The following is a 20,653-nucleotide window of genomic DNA, read 5'->3' as shown; positions in this document are numbered from 1 at the left end:
CTATGTCAGAAAATAAAAATGTGCAAGATACACATATTTCCGAGCAAATGAAGGCGCTTCACGGTGCGTTGATTCGCGTGGTGAGCGCGCTTAACCGGCCTCGTAATGATGAGAAATTAATTGCAGAGGCGGGGATTCAACTCGATCGTGCGCTATTTTCGATCCTTATTAGTATCGAACGTTTAGGGCCGATTGGCGTTGTTGAGTTAGCCGAACGTGCCGGTCGTGATTATACGACGGTGAGCCGACAGGTCGCCAAACTGGAGAAGCTGGGGTTGATAATACGGCAACATAATGCCATCGATCGTCGTATACGCGAGGCCGTTATTTCCCGGACAGGAAAGGCGATGACGGAGCGTATAGACGCTGCTCGAGAGCAAATGGGCAAAGTTGTTTTTAAAGACTGGCCTCAGGAGGAACTTGATGTCTTTGTTCGGTTAATGCAAAAGTTTGCCGATGCAATGGATAGCGATGCTTCAATGCCGGAATAAGCAAAAGAAAAGGGCGGTCAAATCCGATCGTCCAGCTTAATATCGGTATCTGACATTGATTAAATATCCAGCAAAGTAAATATAACAACAACATTTATTGAGTTAATTTTCACCCTTTGAAAGGCCAACGTATACTGCAGAATACGGCTATATAACAATCGCCGTATCAATGGTTTTTCAAAGGGTAAATATATGCTTACCGAAAAATATGATTTTCGCATTACCGATCAGATGACTATCCCACTCAGACCTCATTGGATAGCCAATGATTCATACAGGGAAAAGTGTAAAATGCTTGTCCTCAACCGGAGTAAAGGGGAAATTCATAAGGTAGACTTTAGTAAATTAACAGATTATATCAAAGAAGGTGATGTAATCTGTTTTAACGACAGTACTATAATAAACCATATGTTTATCTGTAAAACAAGACAGAATAGGTTAATTAAAATTGTTTTAGAGGGATTTTTACCAAATAATAGAGTAATTATTTCCGGACTTTTAAAAGAAAGGCTTAACGCGAATGATGTTTTCTATTTGGTTGATAACCCTGAAATTTCCATTAAGATAGAACAAAGGTTTAGCGAGGAGAGCCAGTACCGGGCCGTCGTGGAAAATCATGAGGCCTTAATTTGCTATTTAGCCAGTCATGGTGAGCGTCTTGATGAGTATGTGGACTCCAGCTTGTTTTATAAATATCCAGATGCTTACCGTTCCGTTTTTTCTAAAAAGTATGGCTCTTTGGAAATACCTTCTGCCGGCATTCATTTTACCTGGGATCTTATCCAAAGAATCAAAGATAAAGGTGGGTTAATATCCTTCATCACTTTACATGTTGCATCAACAGAAATGTTGTCCAACAGAAAAATACAAACAAAATGTGTAGAGGAAGTGACTATCAACGAAGAATACTACGAGGTTCCACAAGCTACAGCGGATATCATTAATACTGCGAAGCAAAATGGCGGACGTATTTTTGCCGTAGGAACTACCGTTACACGATGTCTGGAATCTGCGTATTCGAGGGAACACAATTGCCTCAAAGCAAGTTCTGGCTGGACTGCGCTTTATATACATCCAGGCTATCAACTGAAAGTGGTTGACTGCCTGCTAACGAACTTACATCAGCCAAAAACGACGCATATGGTGTTAACTGGTCAGTTTGCTGGGGTTGATCTACTCATGAAGGCCTATGCCTCAGAAGATATCCAGTCATGTCAGTTCGATATGTTTGGTGATTGCATGTTAATCATACAGGATGTAGGGTAGGGATGAATAAAATAAAACCGGTACACATAATGCTACCGGTTTTACCGAGAATAAGCATCAGGGGATTCGGGCAATAACCTTTATTTCGAAATCAAAGCCGGCCAGCCAGGTAACGCCAACAGCGGTCCAGTTAGGATAAGGGGGATGGGCAAATATCTCCTGTTTCACCGCCATCACGTCGTTAAGTTGTTGCTCTGGATCGGTATGGAAGGTGGTGACATCCACTATGTCATCGAATGTGCATCCTGCTGCAGTCAGTGTTGCTTTCAGGTTTTCAAAAGCAAGCCTCACTTGTTTTTGAAAATCAGGCTCCGGCGTTCCGTCTGTGTGACTGCCTACCTGGCCTGAAACAAACAGTAAATCACCAGAACGGATGGCTGCGGAATACCCATGTTCCTCATACAGAGAATGGCGGTCAGCAGGAAAAACCGCGATACGTTGCGTCATAATGTTATCCTCAGATAGCGTAAACACTCCGGGCGGGAATAAAATGAATGTCACATACACAACGTAGGCCATAGTTTCATATACGTGGCATATGTCAAGGTGCCGTCACATAAAAGAACTGAGCCTGTTTGTCGTATCGCTTGACGGGAAAGAGAGCATTTCCTGAGTGATTAGCTTCTGTGTCGTGTCATTTTGTAGACGGCATCATTTTCACGCTTTCCAACACCAATGACAGTTACCGTGATAATTTCATCTTCGACGCTGTACACCAGTCTGTATCCTGCACCACGCAGCTTAATTTTGTACTGATCCTTTCTTCCATGTAATTGAGAAGCCGGAACCCGAGGGTTTTCAAGCCGTTCCCTTAGCTTTTTTTTAAACTGTTCCTGTATGGTATGACCCAGTTTTTTCCACTCTTTTAGTGCTGATTCGTTAAATGCCAGCTTATAAGTCATCAATGTTGACCTCAATGACGCGTTCATTCGCACGCTCATCGATAATACGACCGAGTTCTTCATCCTCAAGAATATCCATAAGATGAGCATAAAGTGCCGGAGGCACACAGTAGAAAGCCGGTTCATTGCGGTTAAGAATGGCAACTGGAGCGCCATCTCCGGCATTGAAAGTTCCCATTGGATCACGTTTCAGTTCTGTAATGCTTGCTGCAGTAGTCGTTAAAATTTGAAATGCCATAATTTACCTCTTGGTTGATGACTAAATATAGCACCTTTAATAGTACTAATAAAAGCACCCTTCCCGAAAGAGATTCAGCGCCAGCCCAGTCAGGGATGCGGGCAGCTGACGGTTTTTTTCAAGGCTAAGTTCAGATGTCCAGAACCTCGCTTAGAGCGTCCACATTATGTGAGTAAGATCACACTCGGAAGTGACGGACAGAGATACCCAGGCGCAGCGCGGCCATCTGGGTGCTCAGGACACTGGTCGACAAACCTGGACAAAAATGGCTACAAATAGGCATTAGCATTGGGCCTCTACAATTTAAATGCGCATAATGTACGGCTGTTGAAAAGGCCGCTGCGAAAATCGGATCCCGCAACGGCCTTTTTAGCATAACGTCATTGGGCGAACCAATTGCTATTTTCCAATACCTAATCACCCCTGGAATGATAATAATAAAGATATGCCAATCCAACTGGAGCGATAAATATTGAAAATATCCAACATAAGCACATTGTGATGACCTTAGCCATTAACATCACTATCGCATTGATGAAGAAGACATTTTCACCCATTATGAACGAAACAACCTGCTCATATACGAATCTTGCATATGGATAAAGTAACGCATTGATAACAAAGAATATTACATTACCCACCTTCATCCCAGAAGGATTCTGCATAGAGATGTAAATAAAGAATGTTGAAATTATCGCGCCAAAAATGAAATGGCGAATATAATAACTTGCTTTTAAACCCCCTAAAGTTTTTCGGAATAACTCCATATTTAATAAGCTCCCTTTTCCTTTGCGAGGATTAAAACACCTTCGGTATAAGAGTAACCATATCCGTAACCATATCCACCTCTGCCGGTTCCATTGTTGATAGACCCTGAGTCATATTTAAATCCCCAGTTTCCGGACGTTACTGGCGTTATGCTAATAACTTCAAATCCGTCTTGGTTGAGCTTATCTACTGTGCGTGTAATATCTTCATTCAATCTTTCACCATCAACCTGGCAATCTGACCATCCTTCCTGTACTACCTCTTTTTTGCGGATTTTTTCCTCAATATCAATAAATCCAAGAAATCGTTTTGTATTTCCGGTGGGAACTTTGACCGTTACCTCTTTGTAGATAGGTTGGAAGTAGCTTGGTACATACACGGTTTTGTTCATAATTTACCCTTTCCTTGTGTTTAAAAATCACCCAACCAAGAACATTCAGTGTTGGTAATACTGCACGTTTGTCTCATTCCTGAGGCTGTTAATTTTTTTACACCTCTCCAGACATCGCTTTTTTCATAAATCTTTTGTACTAGTGGTGTATGATCCTCGTGTATCAGGTGCAGATTTACCAATAGCAGCAGGATGATATAGTGAAGTGGCGAATATAATAACTTGTTTTTAAACACCCTAAGATTTTTCGGAAAAACTCCATGTTTAATAGTTATCTACTGCGCGTGTAATATCTTCATTCAATCTTTCGCCATCAACCTGGCAATCTGACCATTCATCCTCAATATCAATAAATCCAGGAAATCATTTCGTTGCCATCAAAACAGTTGAGCAGCAGGATATGAAGGCTCTTCGAAGCACTCGTCAGTTGATGGTGGAGCAGCGGACTGCACTGGCAAACTTCAGAGGGATAGGTAACACATATCCATATGTCCTGCATCTGCTACATATATAATCTGCATATACTGACCCTATGCGGAAACGTATTGGCTGCAGAAAATAGCCGGCATCGGCACGGTGTCGGAAACACATCCGGAAGGGGTAACTATGCGAACTCCGCTGTTCGCTCAACGATTTCCTGGAGCCGATCACAGGTGGAGTAGGGAAGAACAGCGTCATTAAGGCGGAGTTCTTTATGACCATCCGGGTAGTGCCAGACCTCGATATACTTCCCGATAGCCCTGCGGCTTAACTCATCATACCAAAGGCTGATTCAGTCTCACCAAAGCGGAGGTGCATCAGGTGACCGATAGCATCATCAATAAAAACAAGCAGGCAGCATTTCGGCGCTCGTCCTTCAAACGCATTGCCAGGGGAAGCGATAAAATATGGTAAGTGATACTCTTGAACAGCGGATTTATGAACTGGTAAGAAGCCATGATGGAATTTACCTTTTTAAGAAAAAAGAACTGACACCGTCAACAGATTTGGATTCAGATCTACGGTTGGAAGATGATGAAGCACTGGCATTGATGGATGATTTTTTTACGACATTCAATGTAGATAAAGGGAATTTCTCGATCACAACATACTATCCGCCAGAACCACCGCTAAAGCATTTGCTTAATCCGTTTCGCAAAAACGATATTCCTCAGGTGCCGGAGTTCACGATAGGTATGCTCATTGCGTCTGCCAGGGCTGGTCGCTGGTTGTATGACTGATTCACGCTTGGGGGCTGCTTTTCGCCTTCCGCTATTATGGTGCGCATAATGTATATTATGTTAAATGCACCAGAACATTTAAAAGACATGTTAAGGCGGCTGGATTCGTGCATGTCAAAAAACTTCTGGCCCATAAGTTTGATCCCTTCCCTGCCGTGACGCTGCGTAAATTCTGTTGATTTGCACCCGCTATCCTGCACACGATTTCACGCAGCACACGCCGCGCAGGCATAAAAAAACCGGCCATTGTGACCGATTCGTCAATGTCAGTGTGTCAGTCCGGGATGAAATCGTCGCGCAGCGCATCAGCGAGCGCCCACGGCATTTCAGACGGAAAACTCTTTTCACGCGCTGCAGATAACATGGCATCGCCGTAGGACTCAACAGCCATTTCCGACAGTTCCCGTTTTAATAACGGGCTTTTTTCCAGACGACGGGCAATTTTCCTGCGCTGCGCTGACATGGGCTAAAAAATCAATGGGAACCTCATTTCATGAGGTTTGATTATTCACTGTCTGCCAATGTCTTGCATTCATACTCGCCACCTACACTGGCGGCGGTCAAACATAATTCATCGGTTATCAGTTCGTATTTTAACGTCGAGCCTGGCATGACCTGCACATGCGTAACCGTATCGCCTGGCCTGTTTGTTTTTGTATACGACGCCGCCGAACATCCAAAAAAGTTGCGAAGAATTGGTAGCGATTTTACAAATGACATGTCTTACCTCAACCACCCGGTAAAAGTCATATATCGATAGCAGTATGTTACTCCAGATGAAACAATCGGTTCAGAAAGGGATATGTTCCAGCAGACAGGAATGTTATAAGGAGCTTCCCCCTTCGACACAAATAATGGTTGAGGACTGAGAACAGATGCAGCTGAATATGCTGGAAGCCATGAATATTTATGTCAATGTGGTAGAGCAAGGGAGCTTTATCCGCGCGGCGGAAGTGCTTGAGCTGCACCGCCCTGCTGTTACCCGCGCCGTTCAGAATCTGGAACATGATCTGGGCGTTAAGCTCCTGCATCGTACAACACGACAGGTCAGTATGACGGATGAAGGGGAAGAGTTTTACCAGCGTTGCCTGTCGCTCTTAAGCGAGCTGGACGACGTCCGGCGATTATTTTCCAGCACGCAACCGCCGAAAGGCCGCCTGCGCCTTGACGTCCCTATTACGCTCGCCCGGGCAGTCATCATTCCGGCTCTTGGAGATTTTCAGAACCGATACCCGGATATTGAGATTGTACTTGGCACGTCCGATCGCAAGATTGATTTGATTGCCGAGCGTGTGGACTGCGTCATACGACTTGGTGAGCTTAATGACTCCAGTTTTGTTGCCAGACGTCTGGGAACGGCAGCCATGGTGACCTGTGCTGCGCCATCTTATCTTGCGAAGCATGGCACGCCGCACTCTATCGATGAGCTGATGAAGTCCCACCGGGCTGTAAATTTTTTCAGTAATCACAGCCTGCAGATAATGGAGTGGAAATTCACGGTTGATGGCAGTATCGCGTCAATAAAAATTCCCTCCAGCATCCTGGTAGACAATTCAGAAGCGTTTCTTTCATGCGGGCTGGCGGGGTTGGGTGTTCTACACGGATTGCGTCCGTCTCTTGCACCCTTTATTGCCAGTGGAGAGCTGACAGAGATCCTCACTGATTTCCCGCCCCCGCCAAAACCGGTTTCACTGCTTTACCCGGATCGTCGGTATCTGGCACCTAAAGTTCGCGTATTCATCGACTGGCTGTGCGAGGTTTTTGGTCCGGATGCACATCTCTGATAACGCTCTTTCGTGCATATCCGACCTGACTATTGTTACTTTATCAGTAATTCTGTTTTAAAGATTGGGTGGTTTTTCGTAACAATAAAGAGGCTTAAGATCTTCTTCAGATTAATTAACTACCACAGTCGCCTAAAAGGCTGGCTGAAAATTTGTTCGAAGGAGATCACCTCATGAAGTACAACCGTATCTGCCAGATCCTGGGTATCGAAAAACCTGTTATACAAGGCCCACTGTCCTGGCTTACCGATGCAAGACTGGTTGCAGCCGTAAGCAACGCCGGTGGTTTGGGTGTGCTTGGCCCAAATGCGGGCTTAACAGCGGAAACTGCTGTATCAACGCCTGAAGAAACAGCAGAAAAAATGCGTGAAGAAATTCGTAAAACCAAAAAACTTACCGAAAAACCATTCGGGGTGAACCTTATTCCAACCCCTGAAAACGACATCTGGACTCCGCCTATCCTACAGGTAATAAAGGAAGAGGGAGTAAAAGCTGTTGTTTATACCGGTTACGGAGAAGGAGCTATTATCACTTCGCTGTTTAATGAACTAAAAGAGTCGGGTATTGCAATTATTTACCGCGATATTAATCCGACACCTGAAAATACACGTTTAGCGGAAAAAGCCGGCGCCGACATTATTGTTGCAACAGGTTTTGATGAAGGTGGCACATTGCCTGGCACCGCGCTTGGCACCTTTTCGATCGTGCCGCTGATTGCGGACTCGGTGAAGAGTGTTCCCGTCATGGCTGCAGGCGGGATTGCCGATAGCCGTACCGCCCGTGCTGCCCATGCGCTGGGAGCAGAGGGTGTCTTTGCTGGTTCGGTGTTTATTGGGACAGAAGAAAGCCGTGTGCCGCAGTCAGTAAAGGATAAAATCATTAATGCTAACGGCCTGGATTTGCTGCTTTTCCGTACTCTGCCAGATTACTACCGCTCACTGCCTGGCAAGCTGGCTGACAAGCTCGTGTCGATGGATAAAGCTGGTGCAAGCAATGAAGAACTGGCCCAGACGATGGGAGGTTTACGCGGGTTGCGTATCGGCATGCTGGAAGGTAATACAGATGAAGGATACATTGCGCTGGGCACGGGCATTGGAAATATCCGCAGCATCAAGAGCGTAGCTGAGGTCGTGAACGAGCTGGCCATTTGTTAAGGGCAGTACTGACTGCAAAAGCAATCGAACTTTGCGAAACGGCCTGGCGCGCAGCGGCCCTCTGACACAAGATGTGGTAGTGTTTTCAGACATTGAAACGCCATAGGCTGTATTCCTCCCCTACCCTGTGACTACCGGCTCACCACCGGACAAGCCGCTGTGCTTATCAGCAAAGCCGAAATGATTGTTTGAGTAACTTTACGACAATTGCTTCAAAAACTATCAAATGCCAGACTTCCGCTACCAGACGGTATACACAGTATGACTATTTCTTTTTATATGCCCCATACAAAAGCGATACGGGTGTTTTTTCTAATATCTGGATTTCATTTTTATGTGCTTTATGTTCACTAAAAATATCTGCCAGACTTTTACCTCCAAAGGCCAGGCCAATTCCCGTTGCTGCTGCTGAAAGTAATGTCAGTTGCGGCATGGCAAGAGAAGCTATACCTAACGTGGCTGTTCCTGCAAAAATTAATCCGGATGAGATCTTTTTTTTCTTTGAATTCTTAATGGCTGATTCATGCGACTTTCCATACTCTTCGACCACATTGATTAAATGTTTTGAAAAACTATCTGCCGCATCTTGCATTTGATCTGGTGTTTTTCCTTGCAAGTCATGCCTTGAGATTCTTAGTTCATGCCTTAAGGATTCCAGTTGACCTCTTTCTCTAATCTTTTTTAATTCCAGATCGGAAAGCGCAGTAAGGAATTTTACTTCCGCGGCTGAAAGGCCCATTGTAATCGCTTGCTCTTCAGAAGAAAGAGGATTTAATTTACCATAATCCTTGACCAACTGCTCCGTAGTCCATTCATGTAAAAACATATGGTTACTATAAATAACCGGATCAATGCCTAATAGTGTTGCCGATAATTGAGTTGATCGTTGTGCATAAATTGCACCTTCAACCTTACCCAGTAAGGTTGCTATAGCTGACGGCAGATCGTAATCCAGAAGATCTACCTCTCTTGTTGTAAAACTCTTTAAATCTGTATCGTAAACCCAGACCTCTTTTTCGATGTTATTGAAATTATTAAGCAATGTTTTTAATAATTCTTTATTTATTAGGATCTTCTGGAATGTTTCTTCATTTGTCCCAAAGTGCTCAAGAAACGCTAAATAAGTAGCGTAATCCATTTTTCTATCTTTAAAAAAGAGCTGACTTAGAAAAGCGGCAGATTGTTCATGATTGCGTTCTTTATCAAAATCCAGTAATTCAGGAACGATTAGAAAAATTGGATAATCATCATCAATAGTCATAAATGGGATGGCGCGAAATAGATTGGAAACATGTTCAAGTAATACCAACCTGCGCATGCGGACATAACTATTATCTGGTGGCAATGACAAAAATGAATGCAGAGAGCTAAGAGAAGGAAAATGTAATGGATCAACCATTATGATGCTATCAAAATAAATCCCCAGAGATCTAAGGTGATTAGATATGTTATAACCAAAGCGTTGAATCGGAAGTAATAATCGATAACTTTTAGACGCCCGCACTTCTGTTATAAGCGCCGCGGCGTGAGTATCCCAAAATTTATTTAGCAACACGATTAGGTTTGTAAGTTGATTATCTAACTCGGGAGAGCTAATTAGCTCTTTCAGGATGAATCTACGTAATTCTTTTAGTTCTAAATTTCTGAATGCATATTTATATTTTTCAGAAAAAGCGTTTTCCATCAATAAAACATATTCATTCTGTATGCTTTTTGTAATACTACTCATCATCTATCTCCGAACCACCACGCAACGATTTCCCAGTGTAGTGGTTCTTATCATGTGTATATTGTTAGTCATGTTATCGTAGAAAATTCAGTGGTCAATAACTCATTGAGGTAGCTACTAAAATTTGCAGTTACCAGGATTTAGGATGATTTTAAAAATGTTTATAAATTCAGGCTGCGCTGCAGTGATTGCACTGATTTCCACGTAACATGATAATCAATGGCTTTGATACCCTTTAAACGAACAAATATGAGCTTAACATGGCGACAATAAAGGATGTTGCATCTTTGGCCGGTGTATCAACCGCGACTGTATCACGTGTCATTAACCAGACCGCGTGGGTTGAACCCGTCACGCGCGAACGTGTAGAGAAAGCCATGCGCGATCTCAATTATCGCCGGAATGCCGCCGCTATCGCGCTGGCGAAACGTAGCGGCGATATGCTCGGATTGTTAACCGGCAATCTGGCTGATCCTTTTTTTGCCCACCTTGCTCGCGGCGTAGAAGATGTTTCTCGTAAGCAGCAGTATCGCTTGATGGTATGTAGCGGCGGCCACGATGAAGAAATGGAAAAAGCGGGACTGGATTTTCTGGTTAATCAAGGCTGTGAGGCTATTGTTGTACACGCCAGCCGATTACCGGATAAAGAGCTGCTGCGCTACGCAGCCCACTTTCCAGCGCTGGTTGTTGTGAATCGTTATATCGCCGGTATGGCCAACCGGTGTATCTGGCTGGAAAATCGCAGCGCCGCCAGGGAAGCGACCCGATATCTCCTGGCGAACGGGCATCGGCGCATTGCCTGTGTGACATCTGACTTGCCAATTATCGATCGTCAGGAACGCCTTGATGGTTACCGTGAGGCGCTGGAAGAATATGGTATTTCTCCAGACCCTCGCTGGGTGATTAGCGTTCCGTTTAACGAAGAAGGCGGCGAGCGGGCCGCGCATCAACTTATTAATAGCGGGCTTCCCCTTACGGCAGCGGTCACGTTTAACGATGTGATGGCCGCTGGCATTATGCGTATTCTTCATCAACGCGGCGTTCAGCTTCCGCAACAGCTCTCTATTGTCGGCTTTGATGATGTGGTGCTGGCCCGGTATCTTTATCCGGCGTTAACAACAATGCATTATCCGGTCGAACAAATGGCGCGCTGTGCCGCGCAACTGGCGATACAGTTATACCAGGGCATTACGCCGCCGCCCAGCAGCAATCATTTCAATGCCGAACTGGTGATCCGCGATTCTGTCGCGCCCTATTTTTCACGATGAACGCGTCGTCAACAGTAAAAACTGTGATGACTATCAAATTAACCCTTCTCATGTAATCGGTTACATGGACGAAAGTAATGGATCACAGTAGTGAGAAGCGTATCCCCCTACCCTTGAGCTACCTTACTGACCGGAGCTCCATTATGAGTGCATCACAAAACAAGAAGAAAACGCTGTCATTGGGTTTAGCGCTAATCCCAGTCATCTCCATGTTGTTATTGTTGATTATCGGTTACGGCATCATGGGGCTACGTATCGAACCGCTCCTTCTGTGCTCTGCGGCGGTAGCGGCAGGCATTGCATGGTGGCAAGGATACTGTTGGGAAGACATCATCAACTCAGTGGTGGATAAGCTGGCTAAAGCAATGCCGGTTATCATGATCCTGATCTGCGTGGGCGGTTTGATTGGCACCTGGATGTTTAGTGGCACCATTCCCTACATGGTGTACTGGGGGCTAAAACTCATAAGCCCGGAATATATTTTGATTGCAGCCTTCTTTTTAACCAGCGTGGTCTCCGTCTGTACCGGTACATCGTGGGGGTCCGCCGGGACGGTTGGCGTTGCGTTAATGGGGGTTGCCGCCGGGCTGGACGTGTCTCTTGCAGCAGCAGCTGGCGCCGTTGTTTCTGGCGCTTATTTCGGCGACAAAATCTCACCGTTGTCCGACTCGACTAACTTTGCCGCGATTGTCGCAGACACTACTCTGTTTGAGCATATTCAGCATTTACTTTGGACGACCCTGCCAAGTTTCCTGCTTGCCGCCGTGGTTTATCTTATCGCCGGACACAGTAATATGCTGGGCGAGGTGGCCACGCCGCAGCGCGTTACGGACATCATCCACTCGCTGGAGTCGCTATACCATTTTAATATTGTTCTTATTTTGCCGCCGGTGATCGTACTGTGGGGCGCAATTCGCAAGAAGCCTGTCATCCCATTAATGTTAAGCGCCTGCGTACTTGCCTTGTTCCTCGGCGTCATCATGCAGGGACTGAGCATCAAACAGGGACTGGACGCTTTCATTGATGGATTTGATATCGCCATGTTCCCACAAGGCGCAGAAGGTGTCGTGGCCGATGTTCCGCGCCTGCTAAACCGGGGCGGAATGTTCTCGATGATGGGAACAATACTGTTAGTTTTCTGCGCTTTTTCATTTGCCGGAGCGCTAACGTTAACCGGCGCGTTAACGATCATCATTAACCGACTGCTGACCATTATTCATAGCGTTGGTCAACTCATTGCCGCCACTATCGGCACCACAATTTTGGTCACAGGAGCGACCAGCGACGGTAAACTGGCATTGTTAGTTCCCGCCGAACTGTTTAAAGATGCCTATCGTCGTATGGGGCTGGATACTAAAAACCTTTCACGGACGATAGAAGATGCCGGAACCGTTATCGAACCTCTCCTGCCGTGGACCTCGGCTGGCGTCTACATGGCGACCACGCTGGGCGTTAGCACGCTTGATCTTCTGCCCTGGGCTATCCAGTGCTATGCGGCGATCTTCTTCGCATTAATTTATGGTTTTAGCGGAATTGGTATTGCCAGAACTGCCTCCGCTTCAGAAAAGTCGCCGCAAACGTCAGTGACGAAATAATAAGGAAACAAGATGGATTTTAACCAGATTATCAATCGCAACAATACTGGTTCGGTAAAGTGGGATTTTATTGAGCGTCACTTTGGCGACGGCGCTGGAAAACTGCTGCCGATGTGGGTTTCTGATTTCGATTTTGCCTGCCCGCCTGAGGTTCAGGCGGCATTGCATCAGCGAATCGAGCACGGCGTATTTGGCTATAGCGAACGCGATGAGGCCTATTTTAACGCCCTGCTTCACTGGTTTTCATCACGCCACCAGCTCACGTTAAAACAAGAATGGGTATGCAGCGTGGAAGGCGTCGTACCAGGGTTGGCGCTCTTAGTGCAAATGTTGACGCATCCAGGCGACGGCGTAGTGGTACAGGGGCCATACTATGGCTCCTTCGCCAAAATAATCACGCTTAATGGTAGAAAACTGCTGGAGAATCCCCTTAGCGAGTCGCCGGACGACGGCTACCAGATGGATTTTTGCCAACTGGAAAGGCTGTTTCGCCATGAGCGCCCTCCGCTGATGATTTTGTGTAATCCACATAATCCAACCGGGCGTTGCTGGTCGGCCAACGAGCTGGAGCAACTGCTTTTATTATGTGAAGCTTATGATGTCACTCTCATCTCGGATGAAATATGGGCCGATCTATTGCTGCCCGGCGAAACCTTTACCTCGGTACTGCATTTAGGGGAGCGCTGGCATAAACGGGTCATCTCCGCCACTGCGGCCAGCAAAACGTTTGGCTTATCGTCGTTGCGAATTTCTAATTTTCTCATTCCCGATCCTACGCTTCGCCAGCGATTCCTGTCTCGTCTGGACGCTCATGGGCTGGACGTCTTTAACGCCCTCTCCGTTCAGGCGGCGACTATCGCATGGAATGAAAGCAGACAGTGGCTGGATTCGCTACTGGATTACCTGGCGGAAAACCGCCGCTGGTTTGTTGAACAGGCGACAGAGCACCTTCCCTGGGCAAGAATTGTCCCGGCGCAGGGAACCTATTTATTATGGATGGATTGTAAAAAACTGGGACTGGATGACGAACAGCTAAAATGGGTAATGGCGGATGTCGCGGGTATTGCTCCTTCAATGGGCAGCGGCTTTGGCCCGGCGGGCAGCGGATTTATCCGTTTAAATCTGGGATGTCCACGTACCTACCTTGAAATGGCAATAGACGGCCTGAAGCGAATATCGGTGAAGACAATCAAAGGAATACCAACAGGCGGATGAATTTTTCGGGCGGTAAACTGACAACGGTGTTATTTCTGCGACATGATATCGCCTGAGCGCCAGTAAAAAAACCGGCCATCAAGGCCGGTTGGGTCCGGAGCGCGGTTTTACTATCAGGGGCGTCTGAATAATACGATGCTGCGCCCGGCCAGATCGAAATCCATTTCTTCGGTAATCCGCATTCCCTGCTGCGCGTTATCGGCAGTCGTCAGTTCAAGTACCCAGCCGCCTTCTCCCCACATCGGAATACGGAACGGTACGCTGCCTTCAAACGGATTGAAAAGCAGTAAGGCGTCATGCCAGATTCCCGCTTCCGGCTGGAGATCGGGTCGACTAATGCATACGCCTATCGTCGATCCCTCATCCCATTGTTCGGATTGCTGCGCCCCTCCGCCGGCGTTAAACCAGCGGATCTCCAGACCGTCACGCCAGCTCTCCCGGCGCAGCAACGGTTGCGTGGCGCGCAGTTGAATCAGATGACGGGTAAACTCCCGTAGCGCATTGGCGGTTTCCGGCAAATTATCCCAGTGGACCCACGATATTTCACTGTCCTGACAGTAGCCATTGTTATTGCCCATCTGACTGCGGCCAAACTCATCGCCCGCTAATAACATTGGCGTACCGTGCGAGAAAAGCAAGGTGGTCAGGAAATTACGTTTCTGTTGCTCGCGTATCGCATTGATGCCTTCGTCGTCGGTTGGCCCTTCTGCGCCATAGTTACAGGAGCGGTTATCATTATGCCCGTCATTATTATCTTCGCCATTGGCTTCATTATGTTTGTCGTTATAAGACACCAGATCGTTCAGCGTGAAGCCGTCATGGGCTGTAATAAAGTTAACGCTTGACCAGGGGCGACGGCCGCGCAAATCATAGAGATCGCCGGAACCCAGCAGGCGTGCGGCGAAATCATTTGTGACGTTGTCACCTTTCCAATATTCGCGCACCGTATCGCGGTATTTATCATTCCATTCGCCCCACCCTGGTGGAAAACCGCCAACCTGATAGCCGCCCGGTCCGATATCCCAGGGTTCGCCAATCAGTTTCAGTTTTGCCAGCACCGGGTCTTGCGTTACCGCATCAAAAAAGCCGCCTCTCTGATCAAAGCCTTCCGGCTCACGACCAAGAATGGTGCCCAAATCAAAACGAAAGCCGTCGACATGCATTGACTCCGCCCAATAGCGAAGGGAATCCATCACCATTTGCAGTACCCGTGGATGAGAGGTATTGACGGTATTACCTGTCCCTGTATCGTTAATGTAATAGCGATGCTGATCGGGCATGGTGCGATAGTAAGAGAAGTTATCGATACCTTTAAATGACAGCGTGGGGCCAAGCTCATTCCCTTCTGCCGTATGGTTATAGACCACGTCCAGTATCACTTCGACGCCGGCATCATGGAAAGCGCGCACCATATCGCGGAATCCCTGAATACCTTTTGGACCATAGTAGCGCGTCGCCGGCGCAAAAAAGCCCAGCGAGTTGTATCCCCAGAAATTTTTCAGTCCTTTATCGAGCAGATGCTGATCGTCCGGGAACCAGTGAACGGGTAAAAGCTCGACGGAGGTAATACCCAGACTTTTAATGTAATCCACGCTGGCTTTATGCCCCATGCCCTCAAACGTACCGCGTAGAGGCTCAGGGATCGCGGAATTAAGCTGGGTAAAGCCTTTTACATGCGTTTCATAAATAATGGCGTTCGACCACGGTATGGAAGGCCGTTGTCTATCCTCCCAATTCGCCTCAGCCGGATCAATCACCCGGCATTTAGGCGTAAATGGCGCGCTATCCTGGTCATCAAAGGTCAAATCTTTATCGTCATGAAGTAATTGATACGCGAAATGCGCATCGTTCCACTGAATATCGCCCACCAGCTCACGGGCATAAGGGTCGATAAGCAGCTTGTTGGGGTTAAAACGATGACCATTTTCCGGGTCATAAGGACCGTAAACGCGGTACCCATACAGCGCGCCGGGCTGCAACTTCGGGACATAGCCGTGCCATATTTCGTCGGTATATTCCGGTAACTCCAGACGAGCGATTTCATGCTCCCCGCTCGGATCGTAAAGGCAAAGCTCGACGCGTTCCGCATGGGCGGAAAAAATAGCGAAATTCACACCTTCGCCGTCATAATTTGCGCCAAGCGTATGGCTGTATCCTGATCTGATTTCAAAAGCCCTGTTTGTTGTCATTCTCTTTCTCCACCCACGGTAAACGTTGTCCTGTCACGGCACATCAACACATAAACTCAGTCGCTCATTAAAACCAGTACGCCGCCCTGATGTGAGGCCAACGACAGGCGTTCACCAGGCATTAACCTCTCCTGGGTAAGCACATTGCGATAACGATGCTGATTAAGCTGTCCGGGTATAATAATGTCTGTTCCTGCCCAGAAACCGCTATGCGATTGTGACAATAAGCCGTCACATTCGGCGAACACCAGTCGGGGCGCAACAACAATCAGCGCATCATCATGATTGACTCTGGCGTAAGCAATGACCTTGTCGGCACGCTGACCAACAGCCCGCAGCGGTATATAGTCGCCAAAACGGAAGAGCTCATGATTCTGCTGACGCAGACGCAGTAATGCAGCGGTGACATACTGATTCACCTGCCCGTTCAGCCAACTCTCTTCGCGCGAGAAAACTCCCGGCGTCAGTTGGTCTAACTGCTGCGCCAGCGTGGCGAAATCCGGTTCGCGGCGGTTGTCGGGATCGACAAGACTAAAATTCAACGCCTCGCTCCCCTGATAGATATCAGGTACCCCCGGCGCGGTTAATTTGATAACGGTCTGCGTCAGGCTGTTAACCAGCCCTGCGCGGATGAAGGGTTGCAAGGAACGATAAAAATCCTGCAAAAATGTCTGATTATCCGGTGCCAGTAAATAACGGGCGTAATCAAGCATTGCCGTTTCGTAAGCCTCATTACTGTCCACCCAATCGGTACGCAGCTTCGCTTCGCGTAGCGCTTTCTCCACAAAGGCTTCAAAGCGTGTTTTCAGCGCGTTTAGGCCTGTTTCGTCCTGTGGTTGTAGCACCGGGGGCCAGACGCCGGTCAGCGCCTGATATAACATCCACGTATCCGCCGATTTTGGCGCAGTGCCATCATTCAAAAATTTGACATGGGTCTGGTTCATCTGCCGCCAGCGGGCAAGGCATTCGCTCCACTGTTCCGGCGCTTCGGTAAGCGTATACAGGCGTGCTCGCGCATCCTCGCCTCGCTTGGTATCGTGGGTCGACGTACCGGATAACGCATCAGGCTGTCGCGCCTGTCGGGTTTTCATCTCATGGTGAAAGCGTTCGATGGAGAAGTGATGCGTGACGGGCTCGGCGCCGACTTCATTTAACGCCAGTCCCATGTTTTGACGAAAGAAAAGCGTATCCTCTACCGATTTCGCCATCAGCGGACCGGTGAGTTGCTGGAACCGAACGCGAAACTGTGTCGCCTCCTCCTGGCTGGAGGTGGGAACATCGCCGGTAAGAAGACGGCTCAGAAATGTAAGCGCTTCTGGCTGCGGAGGGTTTTCAAGCGTCTTTACCCGTTCCACAATACGGTGTAACAGGCAAATATCGGTCGGCGGTAGCCCTTCTGCCGTGCCGTAAGTGCGATATACGGGAAAGGCAATTAATAACTCGCGTAACGCCTGCCGAACGACGCTCTCTTCCTGTGCGATCTGTAGCTCGCTGGCAATCGACAGCGCAAGTGCGAGCAGCCGGGTAAATTCCCCCTCGAAATTGCGATCGACCATCAGCAATTTAGCCGCCCGTAATTCCGCCCGCATATCCACTGGCGCGCCTTTTACAGTCTCGTAAGCCTGGCGCAGATTGTCTATCTGCTCATCGTCAACCAGCACCTCCGCCAGCGAGGCGATGAATTCATAGCCTGTGGTGCCGGAAACCGGCCAGTCATCAGGAAGTTGCTCGCCTTTAGCGAGAATTTTTTCCACGGTGATATAGCACGCCGGCCCCACTTCCTGACGTAAACGCGCAAGATAGACTTTCGGATCGGCAAGGCCGTCGATATGATCGATACGTAAACCGTCAACCGCCCCTGTTCTGACCAGCTCCAGAATCAGCCGATGTGTATCGTCGAAGACGGTTTTATCTTCCACCCGCATTCCCACCAGCCCTGTGACCTCAAAGAAACGCCGATATGAAAGCGAGCGGGCGGCCTCGCGCCAGGACATTAATTTCCACGGCTGGCGCTCATGCAAATCAGCAATAGCGGCTTTATCGGTAAGCGCCAGTATTTCGGCCTCGCGCCCCTGCCACGTCGCCGGCGCAAGCGGATAATAGTTATCATAATAGGCGAACGTGGGTTTACCCGTAGCGGGATCGGGCTTGATCGCAATTTCTCCGTTTTCCAGCACGGCGTCAAACGTGTCGCCTAAAAAAGGCAGCGTCAGTCGGCGCGACCAGTCAATATCGAAATGGCGGGCGTAACGGCTCTCCTTGCCATATTCAAGCACGTCGCGCCACCAGGCGTTTTCCAGCGAGCTGGCCATGTGATTAGGCACAATATCGATGATCAATCCCAGACCTTGCGCTTTAAGTTCAGCCACCAGTCTTTCAAATCCTTCGCGCCCGCCAATAGAGGGCTCAATCTCATTCGCATCGGTGACATCATAACCATGCGTTGACGCTTTGGTGGCGGTAAAGATGGGTGAGGCATAAAGATGGCTGATACCCAAATTTTTAAGGTAAGGCACCAGCGCCGCAGCGCGATCGAAGGTCATGCCATTACGAAACTGAAGACGATACGTTGCAGTTGGGATCATGATGCAGACTCTCCCTGGGCTAAGCGGACAATAAGAGAATGTTGGGAAAGCGACCCGGTGGATTCATTAGGCCAGGCGAAGAGAGTCTTACCCGGTAAATCGGGCAGCAATACCGTCGTAGCGCTAATATTCAGCGCCAGTGACAGTGTTCCTCCCGGAAAACGCCAGCTAACGGCAATAAACCCGGGCGCGGTTTGCAATACCGTTCCTGAGCTCTCACGGGCAGCGGACAACAGCGGCACGATATGCTTCTGGCGCAAAAGCAGTAGTTCGCGGGTAAACGCCAGCCACGCTTTACCCTCTTCACTGTGCTGTTGCTTCCAGTTAAGTTTTGAGCGTTGAAAGGTCTCTGGCGCATTCGGGTCCGGAACATTTTCCCCTGCATGATCGGCAAACTCTTTTGCGCGACCTTCACGAACGGCGCGGGCTAAATCCCCATGGAAATCGGTAAAAAAAAGAAAAGGACGGCTTTCGCCATACTCTTCGCCCATAAAAAGCAGCGGAATATGCGGTGAAAGCAGCAACGTGGCGAGCAATACTTTTGTTCGTTCAGCGCCCGCCAGGGTTATCAGTCTGTCGCCCTGGGCGCGGTTACCGACCTGATCGTGGTTCTGAATAAAATCCACAAAGGTGACCGGGGGTTGTCCGGTACTTTTTACGCCGCGAGGTTCGCCGGTTTGTGGTGAAATTTCTCCCTGATAAGCGAATCCTTCGGCCAGCGCCCTTGCGAGGTGTTTTTCCGGGGCATCAGCAAAATCGTTGTAGTAGGCCTGGGTCTCTCCGGTCGCAAAAACGTGGACGGCATTATGAAAATCGTCATTCCATTCGGCGGTAAACAGCGGCGCATTGCCATCCTGATCTCGGGGATGCAGAGAAATAATATTGCGGCTATCTTCGGTAGTCAGATGAATGGGTCTGTCGGTAATGTCTTCCCGAATACGTTGTGCGATTTCAACCAGCACATGCCTGGCGCTACTGTCCTCAATCTGATCGATAGCGTCAAAGCGTAAGCCGTCGAGATGGTATTCTGTCAGCCAGTATAACGGCGCCTCGATGATATAGCGCCGCACGGCGTCGACATCATAGGCGATACCATTTCCCCACGGCGTCATGCGCTCTTTGTGGAAAAACGCCGGTGCCAATAGCGGTAAATAATTTCCTTCCGGGCCGAAATGGTTCAGCACAATATCCAGGACGACGGAAAGACCATACCCATGCGCGGCGTCAATAAACGCCTTGAAATCATCCGGCGTCCCATAGGCAGAATGCGGCGCGTAAAGCAGTACGCCGTCATAGCCCCAGCCACGCTCGCCGCCAAATTGCGCAACGGGCATCACTTCAATAACGGTAACGCCGAGTTCAGCGAGATAAGGCAGCTTCGCTATTGCGGCGCGGAAAGTGCCTTCCGGAGTGAACGTGCCTGTATGCATCTCGTACACCACGGCCTGCTCCCAACGGCTACCTTTCCACCCGGTGTTGCGCCACGCGTAGCTGCCTGGATCAACCACATATGACGGACCGTTGACGTCAGTTTTTTGGGCGCGGGAAGCCGGATCGGGGACCACCATGCCATCGCTGAGTACAAAATTATACTCCGTACCTGGCGTCACCCCGGAGACGTCCAGCGTAAACCAGCCGTCACCGCTCACCTGCATTTCCTGGTCTTTACCCGCAAGCCTGAGCATGACCTTTTGCTGACCGGTGGCCCAAAGACGAAAGCGGACGACATCAGCGGCGATATATTCAGCCCCCCAGCTTTTGCAAAAAATTTTTGAACTCATTTGTCGCTCCGTTTAACCCATAACCTCTACAGCATCCGAAAAACAAGCATAGACTATGGGGCTAATTTTTACGTGAC

Annotated in this window: 18 protein-coding genes; 8 read left to right on the top strand and 10 right to left on the bottom strand. The window is 48.3% G+C overall.

Features of this window, described 5'->3' with window-relative positions; all coding sequences use genetic code 11:
* The first annotated feature begins 2 nt into the window (after positions 1-2).
* Together NA330_RS01155 and NA330_RS01150 are read left to right on the top strand one after the other, a co-directional pair.
* Positions 3-491 (top strand): MarR family winged helix-turn-helix transcriptional regulator, encoded by a 489-nt coding sequence (locus NA330_RS01155; RefSeq protein ID WP_001293635.1) that lies wholly within the window; start codon positions 3-5, stop codon positions 489-491.
* Between the two features lie 192 nt (positions 492-683).
* Entirely contained in the window at positions 684-1,757 is a 1,074-nt protein-coding gene (locus tag NA330_RS01150) for an S-adenosylmethionine:tRNA ribosyltransferase-isomerase (RefSeq protein ID WP_000954689.1), read from the top strand.
* A 57-nt stretch (positions 1,758-1,814) separates the two neighbouring features.
* Here NA330_RS01150 and NA330_RS01145 read toward each other — a convergent pair whose 3' ends face one another.
* From NA330_RS01145 to NA330_RS01125, 5 genes are all read right to left on the bottom strand, one after another.
* A complete protein-coding gene (locus NA330_RS01145) occupies positions 1,815-2,204 on the bottom strand; it encodes a RidA family protein (RefSeq protein WP_000194089.1) in 390 nt (129 codons plus the stop codon).
* A 170-nt stretch (positions 2,205-2,374) separates the two neighbouring features.
* Entirely contained in the window at positions 2,375-2,659 is a 285-nt protein-coding gene (locus NA330_RS01140; RefSeq protein WP_000221343.1) for a type II toxin-antitoxin system RelE family toxin, read from the bottom strand.
* Positions 2,649-2,897: a type II toxin-antitoxin system Phd/YefM family antitoxin gene (locus tag NA330_RS01135; RefSeq protein ID WP_000885424.1), complete on the bottom strand. Its 249-nt coding sequence runs from the start codon at positions 2,895-2,897 to the stop codon at positions 2,649-2,651. Before NA330_RS01135 ends, NA330_RS01140 begins: the two co-directional genes overlap by 11 nt.
* Before the next feature lie 413 nt (positions 2,898-3,310).
* Positions 3,311-3,664 (bottom strand): hypothetical protein, encoded by a 354-nt coding sequence (locus tag NA330_RS01130; protein ID WP_000418733.1) that lies wholly within the window; start codon positions 3,662-3,664, stop codon positions 3,311-3,313.
* Between the two features lie 2 nt (positions 3,665-3,666).
* Positions 3,667-4,056: a hypothetical protein gene (locus tag NA330_RS01125; protein WP_001044696.1), complete on the bottom strand. Its 390-nt coding sequence runs from the start codon at positions 4,054-4,056 to the stop codon at positions 3,667-3,669.
* An 887-nt stretch (positions 4,057-4,943) separates the two neighbouring features.
* Here NA330_RS01125 and NA330_RS01120 point away from each other — a divergent pair.
* Complete coding sequence (locus tag NA330_RS01120) at positions 4,944-5,276, top strand: DUF1493 family protein (protein ID WP_023241922.1); 333 nt, start codon at positions 4,944-4,946, stop codon at positions 5,274-5,276.
* A gap of 274 nt (positions 5,277-5,550) precedes the next feature.
* On the opposite strand, the gene NA330_RS01115 is transcribed toward NA330_RS01120, so the two are convergent.
* Positions 5,551-5,739 (bottom strand): DUF29 family protein, encoded by a 189-nt coding sequence (locus NA330_RS01115; protein ID WP_001276021.1) that lies wholly within the window; start codon positions 5,737-5,739, stop codon positions 5,551-5,553.
* A gap of 412 nt (positions 5,740-6,151) precedes the next feature.
* On the opposite strand from NA330_RS01115, the gene NA330_RS01110 reads away from it, so the two are divergent.
* Complete coding sequence (locus NA330_RS01110; protein ID WP_001176641.1) at positions 6,152-7,060, top strand: LysR family transcriptional regulator; 909 nt, start codon at positions 6,152-6,154, stop codon at positions 7,058-7,060.
* A gap of 173 nt (positions 7,061-7,233) precedes the next feature.
* Entirely contained in the window at positions 7,234-8,214 is a 981-nt protein-coding gene (locus NA330_RS01105; RefSeq protein ID WP_023241923.1) for an NAD(P)H-dependent flavin oxidoreductase, read from the top strand.
* Positions 8,215-8,479: 265 nt separating this feature from the next.
* On the opposite strand, the gene NA330_RS01100 is transcribed toward NA330_RS01105, so the two are convergent.
* Positions 8,480-9,946, bottom strand: a complete 1,467-nt coding sequence (locus NA330_RS01100) for a hypothetical protein (RefSeq protein WP_024149238.1) — start codon at positions 9,944-9,946, stop codon at positions 8,480-8,482.
* 257 nt (positions 9,947-10,203) lie between these two features.
* On the opposite strand from NA330_RS01100, the gene NA330_RS01095 reads away from it, so the two are divergent.
* The 3 genes from NA330_RS01095 (at position 10,204) to NA330_RS01085 (ending at position 14,021) form a co-directional block, all read left to right on the top strand.
* Entirely contained in the window at positions 10,204-11,211 is a 1,008-nt protein-coding gene (locus tag NA330_RS01095) for a LacI family DNA-binding transcriptional regulator (protein ID WP_000201071.1), read from the top strand.
* Positions 11,212-11,354: 143 nt separating this feature from the next.
* A complete protein-coding gene (gene nhaC, locus NA330_RS01090; protein WP_001276632.1) occupies positions 11,355-12,806 on the top strand; it encodes a Na+/H+ antiporter NhaC in 1,452 nt (483 codons plus the stop codon).
* Positions 12,807-12,818: 12 nt separating this feature from the next.
* Entirely contained in the window at positions 12,819-14,021 is a 1,203-nt protein-coding gene (locus NA330_RS01085) for a MalY/PatB family protein (protein WP_000347152.1), read from the top strand.
* 113 nt (positions 14,022-14,134) lie between these two features.
* Here the strand turns inward: NA330_RS01085 and glgX are convergent, their stop codons facing one another.
* The 3 genes from glgX to treZ are packed head-to-tail and all read right to left on the bottom strand — an operon-like array spanning position 14,135 to position 20,576.
* Positions 14,135-16,210: a glycogen debranching protein GlgX gene (glgX, locus tag NA330_RS01080; protein WP_000210594.1), complete on the bottom strand. Its 2,076-nt coding sequence runs from the start codon at positions 16,208-16,210 to the stop codon at positions 14,135-14,137.
* A 56-nt stretch (positions 16,211-16,266) separates the two neighbouring features.
* A complete protein-coding gene (treY, locus tag NA330_RS01075; RefSeq protein WP_052894860.1) occupies positions 16,267-18,795 on the bottom strand; it encodes a malto-oligosyltrehalose synthase in 2,529 nt (842 codons plus the stop codon).
* Complete coding sequence (gene treZ, locus NA330_RS01070; RefSeq protein ID WP_023242323.1) at positions 18,792-20,576, bottom strand: malto-oligosyltrehalose trehalohydrolase; 1,785 nt, start codon at positions 20,574-20,576, stop codon at positions 18,792-18,794. Before treZ ends, treY begins: the two co-directional genes overlap by 4 nt.
* Positions 20,577-20,653 lie beyond the last annotated feature (77 nt).

Source organism: Salmonella sp. NW722 (assembly GCF_051702785.1).
In the GTDB taxonomy this organism is placed as follows: Bacteria; Pseudomonadota; Gammaproteobacteria; order Enterobacterales; family Enterobacteriaceae; genus Salmonella; species Salmonella enterica.
Note: the sequence above shows the minus strand (reverse complement) of the source record. Positions and strands in the feature narration are given on the sequence as shown.

Coding starts and splice junctions, on each gene's coding strand:
- NA330_RS01105 (WP_023241923.1), top strand. CDS start 7,234: ATGAAGTACAACCGTATCTGCCAGATCCTGGGTATCGAAAAACCTGTT.
- NA330_RS01095 (WP_000201071.1), top strand. CDS start 10,204: ATGGCGACAATAAAGGATGTTGCATCTTTGGCCGGTGTATCAACCGCG.
- NA330_RS01145 (WP_000194089.1), bottom strand. CDS start 2,204: ATGACGCAACGTATCGCGGTTTTTCCTGCTGACCGCCATTCTCTGTAT.
- NA330_RS01125 (WP_001044696.1), bottom strand. CDS start 4,056: ATGAACAAAACCGTGTATGTACCAAGCTACTTCCAACCTATCTACAAA.
- NA330_RS01135 (WP_000885424.1), bottom strand. CDS start 2,897: ATGGCATTTCAAATTTTAACGACTACTGCAGCAAGCATTACAGAACTG.
- NA330_RS01150 (WP_000954689.1), top strand. CDS start 684: ATGCTTACCGAAAAATATGATTTTCGCATTACCGATCAGATGACTATC.
- treY (WP_052894860.1), bottom strand. CDS start 18,795: ATGATCCCAACTGCAACGTATCGTCTTCAGTTTCGTAATGGCATGACC.
- treZ (WP_023242323.1), bottom strand. CDS start 20,576: ATGAGTTCAAAAATTTTTTGCAAAAGCTGGGGGGCTGAATATATCGCC.
- NA330_RS01140 (WP_000221343.1), bottom strand. CDS start 2,659: ATGACTTATAAGCTGGCATTTAACGAATCAGCACTAAAAGAGTGGAAA.
- NA330_RS01110 (WP_001176641.1), top strand. CDS start 6,152: ATGCAGCTGAATATGCTGGAAGCCATGAATATTTATGTCAATGTGGTA.
- nhaC (WP_001276632.1), top strand. CDS start 11,355: ATGAGTGCATCACAAAACAAGAAGAAAACGCTGTCATTGGGTTTAGCG.
- NA330_RS01120 (WP_023241922.1), top strand. CDS start 4,944: ATGGTAAGTGATACTCTTGAACAGCGGATTTATGAACTGGTAAGAAGC.
- NA330_RS01130 (WP_000418733.1), bottom strand. CDS start 3,664: ATGGAGTTATTCCGAAAAACTTTAGGGGGTTTAAAAGCAAGTTATTAT.
- NA330_RS01115 (WP_001276021.1), bottom strand. CDS start 5,739: ATGTCAGCGCAGCGCAGGAAAATTGCCCGTCGTCTGGAAAAAAGCCCG.
- glgX (WP_000210594.1), bottom strand. CDS start 16,210: ATGACAACAAACAGGGCTTTTGAAATCAGATCAGGATACAGCCATACG.
- NA330_RS01155 (WP_001293635.1), top strand. CDS start 3: ATGTCAGAAAATAAAAATGTGCAAGATACACATATTTCCGAGCAAATG.
- NA330_RS01085 (WP_000347152.1), top strand. CDS start 12,819: ATGGATTTTAACCAGATTATCAATCGCAACAATACTGGTTCGGTAAAG.
- NA330_RS01100 (WP_024149238.1), bottom strand. CDS start 9,946: ATGATGAGTAGTATTACAAAAAGCATACAGAATGAATATGTTTTATTG.